The following is a 13,265-nucleotide window of genomic DNA, read 5'->3' on the forward strand; positions in this document are numbered from 1 at the left end:
ATGAAAATATATATTCAACCTTTCGTTCGATATATGGAAGAGGAAAAGGGCTTGTCGCGCAGCACATTGGAAGCGTATCATCGGGACGTACAGCAGTTTGCCGAGTTCGCAGAAACCTGTGGCCTTGAGCAGCCGGACAACGTCCAGCGGTCACATTTGGTGCTGTATTTGGGACGTTTGAAGGAACAGGGGAAAGCAGCGACGACGATCTCTCGCAGCGTTGCCTCCATTCGCTCCTTTTTTCATTTTCTGATTCGGGAGGGGATAGCAGGCCATGATCCATCTGTGCTGCTAGAGTTGCCGAAAGCGACCAAAAAGAAGCCCTCGGTGCTTACGCAGGATGAGATAGATCGTTTGCTGTCAGCACCCGATGTGACTGCCCCGCAGGGGGGACGGGATAAGGCGATGCTGGAGTTGCTGTATGCAACAGGCATCCGCGTATCCGAGCTGATTGCTCTGAACGTGCGTGATGTACGCACCGATCTGCGCTTTGTTCACTGTGGCGGCGAGGCGGGCAAGGAACGCGTAGTACCGATTAGCCGTGAGGCCTCAAAGTGGGCGCAGGCCTACATAGATGAGCAGCGTCCATTGTTGCTGCAATCCGTGCAGGACGAACAAGTTCAAACGGAGCAGGAAGCCTTGTTCTTGAATGTATCTGGACAGCGTCTAAGTAGACAGGGCTTTTGGAAAATAATTAAGAAGTACGGTCAGGAGGCAGGCATAAGCGAGGATATTACGCCGCATACGCTGCGGCATTCCTTTGCGGTACATATGCTGGAGGGCGGAGCTGATTTGCGCTCTGTACAGGAAATGCTGGGCCATGCCGATCTGTCCACGACGCAGGTATATGCACAGACGGCCAGACGGAATATGAAGGAAGTATATGAAAAGCATCACCCGCACGGCAGCAACCGCACTTCTCATGAAAGCAAGGAACATCGGTAAAGATTCGGTAACGATGCTTTGCTGTCATTAGAAAAGTGTAACGATCAGATCACTATAACTTAACGAGATTGTACAAGTCAGGAGAGATATTGATGTCAACATCCAACCAAGCTATGATTCAGGAAGCAGCAGAGTATATTTATTCCAAGAGCGGAATTCGTCCGGAAATTGGTCTTATTCTAGGATCGGGACTCGGGATTCTGGCCGATTTGATTCAGGATGGAATTAGCATTCCCTATCAGGACATTCCCCATTTTCCCGTATCGACGGTAGAAGGGCATGAGGGAGAATTACTGCTAGGTACGATTGAAGGTCGCGCTGTAGTCATGATGAAGGGGCGCTTTCACATGTATGAAGGCTATGGCCCGCAGCTTACAGCATTCCCTGTTCGGGTCATGAAGCAACTGGGTATTCAAAGTCTGCTGGTGACGAATGCAGCAGGTGGCGTAAATACATCTTACCAGGCAGGCGATCTGATGGTCATTTCGGATCATCTTAATCTGACAGGACAGAATCCGCTGATTGGACCGAATGATGCGGGTCTGGGCGTTCGTTTCCCTGACATGTCGGAGGCGTACAGCCGTCGTTTGCGTGAAATTGCCAAACAAACAGCTGCCCAGCAGGGCTTCAGCCTGCAGGAAGGTGTATATGCCGGTTTGCTGGGACCTAACTATGAGACGCCTGCTGAAATCGTCATGCTGCGCACACTGGGCGCAGACGCGGTCGGTATGTCGACTGTGTCTGAGGTTATTGTAGCCCGCCATGCGGGTATTGAGGTGCTTGGGTTCTCCTGTATCACAAACATGGCCGCAGGCATTCTGGATCAGCCTTTGTCCCATGATGAAGTGATGGAGACGGCGGAAAAGGTACGAGAGCAATTTTTGAAGCTTGTGCTGGCGATTATTCCACAAATGTAGATAAAGTTATGCCGCTGAGTTAAAGTGGTGGCATGTAAGCAAAGAACCCCATATCCGAGTGCCCACTGTTGGCCTAGGATATGGGGTTCTTTTTTGCGTCAAATGGTCTGAGTGCGGGGGATATCTTCTAATGAAGCGGGGATGTGCTCAATGCTGTCGAATTTGTTTTTTCGGCTACAGCCATTCTATGCCGCTCCTGCACCTTGATGACAATCACCATAAAAATGATCCAGTAGATGGATAGTGAGTTCAGAAAACGACTGTCCGTTATATTGTTTAATACGATGAACAGGAAAAAGACCACTGCTGTCAGCCATGTATACATATCTGCTTTGCCAATTCTGAATTTAAGTAAGGTGATTGTAACGAGTGTGATCGTGGCAAGGAGTCCTGTGAGGCCCACGTCGATCCACAAATCCCGGAAGCCGCTATGGCTACTTGTCAGATCAAACCGGATTCCGCCCGCATAGATGCTGGGCCGGGCTGCCCAGTAGGAGCCGTAACCATGACCAAACCAATAATGGCTCTGAATAGCACCAGAAATCCCCTGCCATATTTCTGTCCTTCCGGTCAAGGTTGTTGTTTTGCCGAACTCCGACGCAATCGCATCTCCAAAGGTAAAGGCGAGTACCGAGCTTAAAAGTGCAATCAGACAGGAAGTACTGATGAAAAAACCACGTAACGCGACGCTTCGAATTCTTTTGAACAGCAATATAAACAGGATGAATGCGAACAGCGAAGATGTCAGCACCAACGAGGTGGTAGATTGGCATTTAATGAGCAATAGGGCATTGAGTAAAATAAAGCCAACATGCAATGCTTTGCGTTTCCCCCTGAAAAAGTAAATAACATGTGAAACAAAACTTAACAGAGACAGGGTTCCGAGAGTGTTTTTGTGACCGGATATCCCTTTCCACAGCCCAGTATGTTCTACGCCTCCATGAATGGCAAAGGAGGGTACGAGTATAACGGCCAGTAGATTAAGTACGCTCAAAATACTTAACGAAACGACGAGTAGACGAATGCAGTCCTGTGCTGTGTAGTGAGTCACGAAATAAAGGCCGAAGCTAGAGACGGCAAGGAACTTAAGCACCATCAGCATGGACGAGGTCTGCTCCTGTTCAGCCCACAAGCAGGAGGCGGCAATGTACATGATGAGCAAAGTCAGCAACGGATTGTCGGCTAAAGTTACGATCACCGTTTTAAGCGAAGGCAGTAGCATGATGTAGCTGAATAACAGAATAAGCAGGGAAATCGTGATAACTCTGGGAGATAGGCCCTGACAGGCAAAAGGAATTGAAAAAGCCAATAAACCGGCCACTGTGAGTATGTGCTTCACGTCTTCACCGCCTAGATACGTTATGTATCTATATTATACAAATTGTATCTTCTTGTACAATAATAAAATATTTGTTTTTCATTTTTTCAAGCCTAGAGCAAGCTCTTTTGTGCATATACTCAGTCCATGCTAAGAAGATGTTTTATAAAATGGGGGTGTTCGGGTGGCGGATCTTTTTACAGACCGTTTGAAGCTGAATTTGAGTGGTACAGGCGGAGAGTTGACACCGCAGCAATTGAACGACAACTTTAAAACCATTGAAAAAGAATTCATCCAACGTAGTGTAAACGCAAGCTGGTTTGGAGCCGTTGGTGACGGTGTTCAGGATGACACGGCAGCCTTGCAGGAATTGATTAATAAGACCCCCGATTATTCCATTCTTCAAATTCCCAGTGGACGATACAAAATAACCTCAACTCTTCACATTCGCAAGCAGGGCGTTCGTATTTTTGGCATCCATAAGGGCAGATACCGACAAGGTAAGGGAGTTACGTCCATTGAATTTTATGGTACGGGCCCTTGTTTTCAGATTGGAGACGAGAGTCTTCCGTCATTTAGCGGTTTTCAAAATGTACAGTTTCATGACCTGTTGATCCGCTATGAAGGTACCGCCAGAGGCGCATTAAATAATCCGTTTTCACAGTCGGTGAAGCGCGGATATTATGGCAAAGGTACTGTAGGCATTCAGGATTGGAGGGGCGGCGGAGTTATTCTGGATAACGTATTGATTGAGCATTTTGAAACGGCTTTTTGGGGTTATGAAAGCGATGTGGATTTATTTAATTGCACGGAGATTAATTACAATAAGACAGGGATTCACTTGCAGAATAGAAGCTCACAGTTTACAAGCATTGCGCTGTTTACATTGGGAAACGATACGGCGCTGGATCTGAATAGCTCCAACGGTGCCAGGTTTATGGCCAGTCAGCATATCAAAGACGGAAGCTCAACGGATATCCCTATCCTAATTAATGATTTTATGAATGCTGAATTTATCGGCTGCTGGTTTGAGGGACTAAGTAGAGAGCATAAGGTGACGGTGCCTTCTTTTATTCAGGTTGGTGCAACCAAGGAAACGAAAAACGTTGCCCTGCGCGACTCTATTTTGGCAATAGCGGACAAATACGATGACAGCCGATCTGTGTGTAACTATTTTGTGGATGTGATCATTGGCAAAAAAGTTTTGGTGGACGAGGTGGGCGGTTATCCCCGTAATCTAAAGCAACTTATTTCGTTTTCTGGCAGCTCATCCACACAGCAGGTGACACTCCGTTCGCATTTGGATTTTAGCTACAGCAATAATCGTTATGATGAGAACAACGGGACAGGGCAGGCTTTGCTGCTGGTGGAGAAATATTCGGATAATGGAATTGAGCATTTGTATGAAACCTTCGTCAAAGCCTATCTGGGAGCAAGGCAATCTCTCTCTGCAGGTAGCTGGCAGAAGGTAAACTTCGATCAGGTTAATTATGATGACCTGACTGAATTTGATGCAGCAAGTAGTCGTTGGCAGGCCAAGCGGGCTGGGAAATACAGAATACAAGTTTACATTTCGACCGATCCCCAGGTGGATGGCAATCGCACACGGCTCGCACTTTATTTGAATGATGAACAGGATACCGGAGGCTCGGCCTATGCCTATCTTGATGACAGGATTATGGGTGGAATGAACTATAGTGCTTTGAGTGGAGCGATTGAATTGAAGCTGGAGGCAAATTCTTTTATTGATATACGGGTGTTCAGTCAGAATCAAACAGATATTTTGCCAGGGGGAGGAATTACGTATCTCACCGTTAGCCGAATTTAAACGATGATTATACAGATCATAGATGTTCTGTATATAAAGTCTGGAAATTGCGCACCATGCTGACTCAGCTTGGTGCTATTTGATGTTTTCAGCCATATGGAATATTTTTCATCCATTCTGACGACAATGGTTAGCAGCACGCGAATAGGCCGGAGGGATAAGTATACGGGCTCCGGTGCTTTCCGCCAATATGTTGAGGAGGGAACCGATTGTGAAGAAAAAAGTGGTGGCGTTTATTCTGGCTTGTCTCGTGGCCTTGACTGCTGTCCCCGTCGGCGGTTGGGCCGAAGAAAGTAAACCTGAAAGCAAACCCAAAGAGGGCTCAGCGGCGGAACTGGCTCCTGAGGCTCACTCGGCAATCCTGATGGATGCAGATACGGGTACAGTTATTTATGAAAAAAACAGTCGTGAAAAGCTTCCTCCAGCAAGCATCACCAAAATCATGACGATGTTGCTAACGATGGAAGCTATTGATAACGGCAAGCTCAAGCTAACCGATAAAGTGCGGGCCAGTGAATATGCATCTTCAATGGGCGGATCACAAATTTTCCTGGAGCCGGGAGAAGAAATGACGGTCGACGAGATGTTGAAGGGAATTGCGATGGCTTCCGGGAACGATGCTTCCGTGGCCATGGCTGAGAAAATTGCAGGATCTGAGCAGGCTTTTGTCGAGATGATGAATGCCAAGGTGCAGCAGCTTGGACTCAAGGATACTCATTTTGCCAATTGCAACGGTTTACCAGTAAAAAATCACTATTCTTCTGCGCATGATATTGCGGTTATGAGCCGGGAGCTGTTGAAATATCCGCAGATTACGAAGTATACAGGAGCATATCAGGACTACTTGCGCAAATCCTCGGTCAAACCCTTTTGGCTGGTGAATACCAATAAGCTTGTGCGCTTCTATACCGGAGCAGACGGGCTGAAAACAGGCTATACGTCGGAAGCGAAGTTTTGTCTTTCCGCTACCGCGAAGCGTGATGGCTTGCGCGTCGTAGCCGTCGTGCTAGGTGAACCGAATACCAAGATACGCAACAATGAAGTGTCATCGATGTTCGACTACGCCTTTTCTCAATATACAATGAAATCTATCTACAAGCCGGGTGACTTGCTGGGAAGCGTAAAAGTTGAAAAAGGTGTATTGCCGGAATTAAAAATTCAGGCAGATCGCTCCTACAGTGTGCTGGTGAAAAAAGGCGGAACCCAACAAACATTGCGTCATGAGCTGCAACTGGCCCCAAGCCTTAAAGCTCCGGTCCGCGCAGGTGATCCGGTCGGCAAGCTGGTTGTCTATCAAGATGGTCACCGGCTGAAGGAATTTAACATCACTTCGCCAGTAGCAATCGAGAAGGCCGGATGGTGGAAATTGTTAAAACGTACCATGTCGAACCTATTTTCTTTGTAGATTTTACGGGGTTTTCTTCTAGTTTTGTCGGAGGGCAGGAATCGTCTGCGATTGCGTAGAAATCCTTGTCCAAGACGGGGAGGAGAGTGAGTAAGCATGAACCTGCAAATTGAAATGGAGCATCACCGGGGGGTACTGATTGTAAGACTGTCCGGTGAGCTTGATCACCATACTTCGGACATGGTCCGCATGCAAATGGATGAGGCGATTCAACGTCGGCAATGCGAGCATATCGTACTCAGCTTGAAGAATCTTCAGTTTATGGACAGCTCCGGACTTGGCGTTATTCTGGGGCGGTATAAGCTGATCAAGCAAAAGGGCGGGAAAATGGCAGTTTGTGATGTTAATCCGCCAGTATATCGACTACTGGAGATGTCGGGGTTGTTTAAGATTATGCCTATCTATGACAACGAGGGAAATGCGCTCACGGAACTGGAGGTCGTATCATGAGAGAAGGCACGGGAAACAATTTCATGAGCTTGCAGTTTGCCGCCAAATCCGAGAATGAAGCTTTTGCCCGCGTGGCTGTTGCAGCCTTTATTTCCAGGCTTGACCCTACAATGGATGAGTTGAGTGACTTGAAAACCGTGGTGTCTGAAGCGGTGACAAACAGTATTATTCACGGGTATGACAGTGATCCGTCAGGTGTCGTAACGATTAAAGTCGGCATTGAAGCGGACGTGATTACGCTGGTTGTTGAAGACGCAGGACGGGGAATCGAGGATCTGGAGCTGGCCAAGCAGCCTTTGTATACATCCAAACCTGAGCTGGAACGCTCGGGTATGGGATTTACCATTATGGAAAACTTCATGGATGAGTTTGAGGCAGTCAGTGAGCCGGGCGGAGGCACGTCGGTCCGGATGAAGAAAAGGATTGAATCCAAGAAAGCTTTATACAATTAGGGGTTGATCCTATGGAAGCAGGAGGAAAAAAAACTTCACATAGCTATTTGGAGGATGCGGAAGTCAAGCGGCTCATTGCGCTAAGTCAATCTGGTGATAATGATGCCCGTGAGACGTTGGTCAATAGTAATATCCGGCTCGTTTGGTCTGTCGTGCAGCGCTTTATGAACCGGGGATATGAACCTGACGATCTTTTTCAAATTGGTTGCATTGGTTTGTTAAAATCGGTGGATAAATTTGATCTCAGCTATGAAGTCAAATTTTCAACCTATGCGGTACCGATGATTATTGGTGAGATTCAACGTTTTCTTCGTGATGACGGGACACTCAAGGTTAGCCGTTCCCTGAAGGAGACGGCCAATAAGGTTCGCAAAATGAAGGACGAGCTTTCCAAACGGCTTAACCGCCTGCCTACGGTTAAGGAAGTTGCCGATGAGCTGGGAGTCACGCCAGAGGATGTTGTTTTTGCGCAGGAGGCGAATAAGCCGCCTACCTCTATTCACGAAACGGTGTTCGAAAATGACGGCGACCCTATCACGCTCATGGACCAGATTGCTGACGAATCACAGGAACGATGGTTCGACAAGCTGGCACTAAATGAGGCCATCGGCGGACTTTCCGAGCGGGAACGGTTAATTGTATACCTGCGTTATTACCGCGATCAGACCCAGTCGGAGGTTGCAAGTCGGCTTGGTATTTCCCAGGTGCAGGTATCTCGGCTGGAAAAAAAGATTTTGCAGCTGATTCGCGATCAGATTGCCCAATAATAGCAGTCAGGATTTTGCGAAATCCTTTTGCTTACGTGAATCTAAAGAGTATTCCAAAGCCATTCTAATGGCGTGGGATACTCTTTTTTGCGTGGGAAAAAGGATGAGACGAAGAATAGGTTTCCTTGCTTCGTTCCATAATAATCGGTAATTACGAGGATAAGGAGGGGATCGGATGACTCATAATCCGGCTCCTACAGTGGCTCCTATAGTTTACTTGCGGCTCCGCAGCCGTGTACGCATGATACAAGGACAGGACTTGCATTTGGGAGATGTAGCCCACCTGCTGGCCGATCCTGAATGGGAAAACGAGCTGCTTAAACTTGTTCTCAAGCGGCCGCAGAAGCAGGACGGCAATTTGATACTGGTAGACATGCTGCAGATCATTTCCAAAATTAGAGAACATATTCCGGGCGTCGTAGTTGAATCTCTTGGCAAGCCGCATGTGCTTGTGGAACTCGTGGAGAAGCCCCGCAAGCCATCCAAAATACTGTTTGTTTTGGTATGGGTGCTTCTGTTTTTTGGCTCTGCATTAACGATTATGAATTTTCACGCTGACGTCAGCATGATGGAGGTACAGGTTCGGATTGTAGAGATGATTACGGGACATAAGGATGAGCATCCGTATCTGTTTCAAATTGCATACTCGATCGGCATCGGTTTTGGCATGATCATATTCTTCAATCACTTGTTCCAAAAAAAATGGAACGAGGAGCCGACGCCGCTAGAGGTAGAAATGTATCTGTATCAGGAAAATGTGGATCAGTACGTTGTGGCGGAGGAGTATGAAAAGATGGCCCGCCTGCATTCAAAGGATAAGCAGCCATGACATTTGTACAGGGTACGCTGCAGATTATTTTGGGCATTGCTGGAGGTCTGGCAGTAGGTAGTGGCGTAATCGCGTTTTTTATTGTGCTGGACATCATGCCACGATTGGCACAGCTCACCCGTACGTATAAGAAATCACGTGCATACGAAAAGGCGATGGTCTTAGGTTCCGTGGTGGGAACGGTGGCTGATTTTTGGGATATTTACTTGCCACTCCCTAAAATACTCACATGGATACCGGGTTTATTCTGTGGATTGTTTATTGGTTTGCTCGCTGCAGCCTTAACAGAAGTATTAAATCTCCTGCCCATACTTGCCAAGAGGCTCCATATGTCCGTGTATATGTTTGGCCTGCTAATGGCGATGGTCCTTGGTAAGGTAACGGGTTCCTTATTTGACTGGTTTGTATACAACCGATAACAACGAAAGCAGAGGGGGCAAACGCTATGGATCATAGAGCAGATCAAGAACATCAGGAGCATCAACAGGCAGGCGGAGCGATAGGAAGAGATACTAATACGGACGATGAAGGGTTAAGCTCGTGGAAGCAAAAGCAGGAGCAGGAAGCGGAACACCTTAAGCATAAAAAAGAAAGTGAGCGTTCTGATAACGTAGAGGAGTCTGTTCGTTACTGGCAGGTTGAGGATGATATATCGCCAAGGATAAAGGATAATCGCGAAACACTCAAAATGGTATTGGGTCTGGGAGAGACCTTTGATGTGGTGTTCAGGGAAATGACTACAGGTGGGCGTCATATTGGATATTTGTTCCTGAATACTTTTGCCAAGGATCAGATTATGCTTGAGGTGCTAAAGCGGCTCACCTATCTGACGCCGGATGATCTGTCTTCAGATGGATTGCAGGCATATTTTGAATATTATATCCCACATATTCAAGTGGAAAAGACGGACAAAATGTCGGTTGTTATCAACAAGGTACTAGCTGGCTATAGCGCCTTTTTTATGGAAGGCGAGCGCTTTTCCGTCATTCTGGATACCCGGAATTACCCGGTGCGCAGTCCGGAGGAGCCTTCGTTGGAGCGTGTCGTTCGTGGTTCCCGTGATGGATTTACCGAAACGATGCTTACGAATGTTGGGCTGGTGCGCCGTCGTTTGCGGGACCCCGGACTTAAATTTGAAGCTATGCAGGTTGGACGTCGAACCCGGACGGACGTTTGCTTGGGCTACATTGATGATATCGTGGATAAAGTCATGGTGGATAATGTACGCGACAAAATTAAAAACGTCAATCTAGACGGAATTCCACTGGCGGATAAGCAATTAGAGGAGACGATTATCAATAAAGGCTGGAATCCATATCCATTGGTGCGATATTCGGAGCGACCAGATGTCGTGGCTTCGCATATTATGGAAGGAAGACTCGTTATTTTCGTCGATACCTCACCCAGTGTAATGATCTTGCCAACCACTTTTTTTGACTTGTGTCAGCATGCGGAAGAAAATCGGCAGACGGCATTTATGGGAAGCTATTTGCGTTGGGTACGCTTTATAGGGATCTTCGCCTCGATGTTTCTGCTTCCGATGTGGCTGCTTATGGTCATCAATCCCGAACTAAAACCGGCATTTCTCGATTTTATCGGTCCTCAAAAGCAAGCTCACCTACCACTGATCGCCCAGTTTATCATCGTGGAGCTAGGGGTCGATCTCATGCGTATGGCGGCAGTTCATACCCCTACACCGCTGGCTTCCGCTATGGGCTTGATCGCTGCCATTCTGGTCGGAGATATAGCAGTCAAGACGGGGCTGTTTGTCAACGAGGTTGTGCTGTACATGGCTTTAGCTGCTATCGGAATGTTCGCAACACCGAGCTATGAGTTAGGATTGGCCAATAGACTGATTCGGCTATTTCTACTGATCGCTGTAGCTATTTTCCATGTTCCGGGCTTTGTCATAGGCACGACGGTGATCATTTTGATGCTGACGCTGCATCGGTCATACAACTCTTCTTACTTGTGGCCGTTTATTCCTTTTAATGCTAAGGCGTTAGCTTCCATTTTGTTCCGTATGCCTGTACTCGATGCGCCTAACCGCCCGTCATTTAACAAAACGAGGGACAATACGCGTATGCCCCATACGGATGCCAATACAGATTCGGACTCAGGCAATGGACAGGAACATTAATCTAAATGATCTGCATAAAAATCCATTGTTCTTGATGTTTTTTTTGCTATACTGGTGTAAACATTCGATGGAATATGACTAGCTTGTTCCAGAAAGAGAGGCGCCAGAACATGTATTTGCATGGAAGCAGTAAAATTAACAGCAATGGACATTTGGAGATTGGCGGATGTGATACAACGCTTTTGAAGGAGCGTTTTGGAACACCGCTATATATTGTAGATGAACAGTTAGTACGCCGGCGTTGCCGGGAGTTTATAGAAGCTTTTTATGAAACCGGGTTGAAGTTTCAAGTTGCTTATGCAAGCAAAGCATTTTGCGTAATGGCGATGTGCGCTTTGGCAGCAGAAGAAGGGATGTCGCTCGACGTTGTTTCCAGTGGAGAGCTGTTCACCGCGCTGCAAGCAGGATTTCCGGCAGAGAGAATCCATTTTCACGGCAACAACAAAACACCGGAAGAAATTGAAATGGCGCTGGATGCGCAAATTGGCTGCTTCGTGGTCGATAGCGAGATGGAGCTTCATTTGCTGCAGGCCCTTGCCTCCGAGCGGAAACAGCAGGTAAATATTTTATTGCGGGTTACACCTGGGGTTGAAGCGCACACGCACGAATATATGGCCACAGGCCAGGAGGATTCTAAATTCGGTTTTGATATTGCGAATGGTACAGCGCGCCAAGCGGTGGAGAAGGCTATCGGGCTGGATCATCTGAATCTGCTAGGGGTGCATTCCCATATCGGCTCGCAAATTTTTGAAGTGAACGGCTTCCAAATGGCTGCCGAACGGGTTGCCGCTTTTTCCAGAGAAATCAAGGAACAGCTTCAGTTTTCTTTCAAAGTCATTAATCTGGGTGGGGGATTTGGCATTCGATACACAGAAGAGGACACACCGCTGAAAATCTCCACTTATGTACAGGCTATCGGCGAAGCGGTTAAAATCCATTTTTCCGGGCTCTATGATGAGCTTCCAGAAATTTGGATTGAGCCGGGTCGCAGTATTGTGGGCGATTCGGGCACAACCTTATACACGGTAGGAAGCATCAAAGATATCCCGGAGGTACGGAAATATGTCTCGGTAGACGGCGGGATGACGGATAATCCGCGTCCGGCGTTATATCAGGCCAAGTATGAAGCGATGCTGGCGAATCGGGCGCAGGATGCGAACGAAGAGACCGTATCGATTGCGGGCAAATGCTGTGAGAGCGGCGATATGCTGATTTGGGATGTGGAGCTGCCTCGCCCGATTAGTGGGGATTTGCTCGCTGTTGCCTCAACCGGAGCCTACAATTACTCCATGGCAAGTAATTATAACCGGATACGCCGCCCGGCGGTGGTATTCGTTAACAATGGCGAAGCCGAACTGGTGGTGCGTCGGGAAACTTACGAGGATATCGTACGAAACGATGTTGTACCGCAGCGCTTGGTTCGTGAGTCAGCCAGTTCAGCGGTTCATCCGGGCGCCAAAATTACCGTTTCGTCCTGATTTTTGATATGTGTGAGTAAGCAGACCATTGAGCCGGGGATATTATACCGGTACAGTGGTCTTTTTTTTGGACAAGGCTTTGCTAAGCTGAGCAATTCATAGTAAACTGAAACTTGATGTTATTTAGCTTTCAAAACAGGTTGAAAAGGAGATACAAACAATGAAAAAAGGTAGAATAGATCTTGAAAACGGCGGTATCGTCGAAATTGATTTTTTCCCGGAAGAAGCTCCCAATACGGTTGCTAACTTTGAAAAGCTGGCTAACAGCGGCTTTTACAACGGTCTAAGCTTCCACCGTGTCATTCCGGGCTTTGTTGCTCAAGGCGGTTGTCCAATCGGCAACGGTACAGGCGGCCCTGGATACACCATTAACTGTGAAACAGCTACGAATACAACAAAGCATGCCAAAGGCGTTCTGTCCATGGCACATGCAGGCCGCAACACAGGTGGCAGCCAATTTTTCATCTGCTACGCTCCACAACCGCATTTGGATGGAGTACATACTGTATTTGGTAAAGTGACCAAAGGTATGGAATTTATTGATGCTGTAAAACAAGGCGACAAAATGAAAGAGGTTAAAGTATTTGACGCATAAAATGCCGTTAAATACCTGATTTCTTGTATAGCGTTACAAGTAGGCCGTTCTGTCTTTGGACAGGACGGCTTTTTGTTGTCTTTTGTTTGACGGTTTACTGATTTTCACAATTACGCAGTTATTAAAGTGAGTAAGATCACA

Annotated in this window: 13 protein-coding genes; 12 read left to right on the plus strand and 1 reads right to left on the minus strand. The window is 47.2% G+C overall.

The window, feature by feature from the left end:
- Together xerD and LCF57_RS00865 are read left to right on the plus strand one after the other, a co-directional pair.
- Positions 1 to 945 (plus strand): site-specific tyrosine recombinase XerD, encoded by a 945-nt coding sequence (gene xerD, locus LCF57_RS00860; RefSeq protein WP_225999028.1) that lies wholly within the window; start codon positions 1 to 3, stop codon positions 943 to 945.
- Positions 946 to 1,037: 92 nt separating this feature from the next.
- The gene (locus LCF57_RS00865; RefSeq protein WP_225999029.1) at positions 1,038 to 1,862 is read left to right on the plus strand and encodes a purine-nucleoside phosphorylase; all 825 of its coding nucleotides are present in this window, start codon (positions 1,038 to 1,040) and stop codon (positions 1,860 to 1,862) included.
- A 127-nt stretch (positions 1,863 to 1,989) separates the two neighbouring features.
- Here LCF57_RS00865 and LCF57_RS00870 read toward each other — a convergent pair whose 3' ends face one another.
- Positions 1,990 to 3,201 carry an O-antigen ligase family protein gene (locus LCF57_RS00870; RefSeq protein ID WP_225999030.1) on the minus strand — a complete coding sequence of 404 codons (1,212 nt, stop codon included), beginning with the start codon at positions 3,199 to 3,201 and terminating at the stop codon, positions 1,990 to 1,992.
- A 163-nt stretch (positions 3,202 to 3,364) separates the two neighbouring features.
- Between LCF57_RS00870 and LCF57_RS00875 the strand changes: the two genes are divergently transcribed.
- The 10 genes from LCF57_RS00875 (at position 3,365) to LCF57_RS00920 (ending at position 13,124) form a co-directional block, all read left to right on the plus strand.
- Positions 3,365 to 5,008 carry a glycoside hydrolase family 55 protein gene (locus LCF57_RS00875; RefSeq protein WP_225999031.1) on the plus strand — a complete coding sequence of 548 codons (1,644 nt, stop codon included), beginning with the start codon at positions 3,365 to 3,367 and terminating at the stop codon, positions 5,006 to 5,008.
- A 211-nt stretch (positions 5,009 to 5,219) separates the two neighbouring features.
- Positions 5,220 to 6,413, plus strand: coding sequence for a D-alanyl-D-alanine carboxypeptidase family protein (locus LCF57_RS00880; RefSeq protein ID WP_225999032.1), 1,194 nt, complete (start codon positions 5,220 to 5,222; stop codon positions 6,411 to 6,413).
- A gap of 96 nt (positions 6,414 to 6,509) precedes the next feature.
- Entirely contained in the window at positions 6,510 to 6,863 is a 354-nt protein-coding gene (gene spoIIAA / locus LCF57_RS00885) for an anti-sigma F factor antagonist (protein ID WP_010345711.1), read from the plus strand.
- The gene (gene spoIIAB / locus LCF57_RS00890) at positions 6,860 to 7,315 is read left to right on the plus strand and encodes an anti-sigma F factor (RefSeq protein ID WP_013310781.1); all 456 of its coding nucleotides are present in this window, start codon (positions 6,860 to 6,862) and stop codon (positions 7,313 to 7,315) included. The genes spoIIAA and spoIIAB overlap by 4 nt, the downstream gene beginning before the upstream one ends.
- Positions 7,316 to 7,326: 11 nt before the next feature.
- On the plus strand, positions 7,327 to 8,082 hold the full coding sequence (gene sigF / locus LCF57_RS00895; protein WP_025721051.1) for an RNA polymerase sporulation sigma factor SigF: 756 nt from the start codon (positions 7,327 to 7,329) through the stop codon (positions 8,080 to 8,082).
- A gap of 175 nt (positions 8,083 to 8,257) precedes the next feature.
- On the plus strand, positions 8,258 to 8,911 hold the full coding sequence (locus tag LCF57_RS00900; protein ID WP_225999033.1) for a stage V sporulation protein AA: 654 nt from the start codon (positions 8,258 to 8,260) through the stop codon (positions 8,909 to 8,911).
- On the plus strand, positions 8,908 to 9,330 hold the full coding sequence (locus LCF57_RS00905) for a stage V sporulation protein AB (RefSeq protein WP_225999034.1): 423 nt from the start codon (positions 8,908 to 8,910) through the stop codon (positions 9,328 to 9,330). Before LCF57_RS00900 ends, LCF57_RS00905 begins: the two co-directional genes overlap by 4 nt.
- A 26-nt stretch (positions 9,331 to 9,356) precedes the next feature.
- Positions 9,357 to 11,051 (plus strand): spore germination protein, encoded by a 1,695-nt coding sequence (locus LCF57_RS00910; protein ID WP_225999035.1) that lies wholly within the window; start codon positions 9,357 to 9,359, stop codon positions 11,049 to 11,051.
- A 110-nt stretch (positions 11,052 to 11,161) separates the two neighbouring features.
- Entirely contained in the window at positions 11,162 to 12,529 is a 1,368-nt protein-coding gene (gene lysA, locus LCF57_RS00915) for a diaminopimelate decarboxylase (protein ID WP_225999036.1), read from the plus strand.
- A gap of 160 nt (positions 12,530 to 12,689) precedes the next feature.
- On the plus strand, positions 12,690 to 13,124 hold the full coding sequence (locus LCF57_RS00920) for a peptidylprolyl isomerase (protein ID WP_225999037.1): 435 nt from the start codon (positions 12,690 to 12,692) through the stop codon (positions 13,122 to 13,124).
- The last annotated feature ends 141 nt before the right edge of the window (positions 13,125 to 13,265 follow it).

Source organism: Paenibacillus sp. BJ-4, assembly GCF_020404765.1.
Taxonomy (GTDB): Bacteria; Bacillota; Bacilli; order Paenibacillales; family Paenibacillaceae; genus Paenibacillus.

Excerpts from the sequence above, each read along its gene's own strand:
- xerD (WP_225999028.1), top strand. The coding sequence starts at position 1 with ATGAAAATATATATTCAACCTTTCGTTCGATATATGGAAGAGGAAAAG.
- LCF57_RS00865 (WP_225999029.1), top strand. The coding sequence starts at position 1,038 with ATGTCAACATCCAACCAAGCTATGATTCAGGAAGCAGCAGAGTATATT.
- spoIIAA (WP_010345711.1), top strand. The coding sequence starts at position 6,510 with ATGAACCTGCAAATTGAAATGGAGCATCACCGGGGGGTACTGATTGTA.
- spoIIAB (WP_013310781.1), top strand. The coding sequence starts at position 6,860 with ATGAGAGAAGGCACGGGAAACAATTTCATGAGCTTGCAGTTTGCCGCC.
- sigF (WP_025721051.1), top strand. The coding sequence starts at position 7,327 with ATGGAAGCAGGAGGAAAAAAAACTTCACATAGCTATTTGGAGGATGCG.
- LCF57_RS00900 (WP_225999033.1), top strand. The coding sequence starts at position 8,258 with ATGACTCATAATCCGGCTCCTACAGTGGCTCCTATAGTTTACTTGCGG.
- LCF57_RS00905 (WP_225999034.1), top strand. The coding sequence starts at position 8,908 with ATGACATTTGTACAGGGTACGCTGCAGATTATTTTGGGCATTGCTGGA.
- LCF57_RS00910 (WP_225999035.1), top strand. The coding sequence starts at position 9,357 with ATGGATCATAGAGCAGATCAAGAACATCAGGAGCATCAACAGGCAGGC.
- lysA (WP_225999036.1), top strand. The coding sequence starts at position 11,162 with ATGTATTTGCATGGAAGCAGTAAAATTAACAGCAATGGACATTTGGAG.
- LCF57_RS00920 (WP_225999037.1), top strand. The coding sequence starts at position 12,690 with ATGAAAAAAGGTAGAATAGATCTTGAAAACGGCGGTATCGTCGAAATT.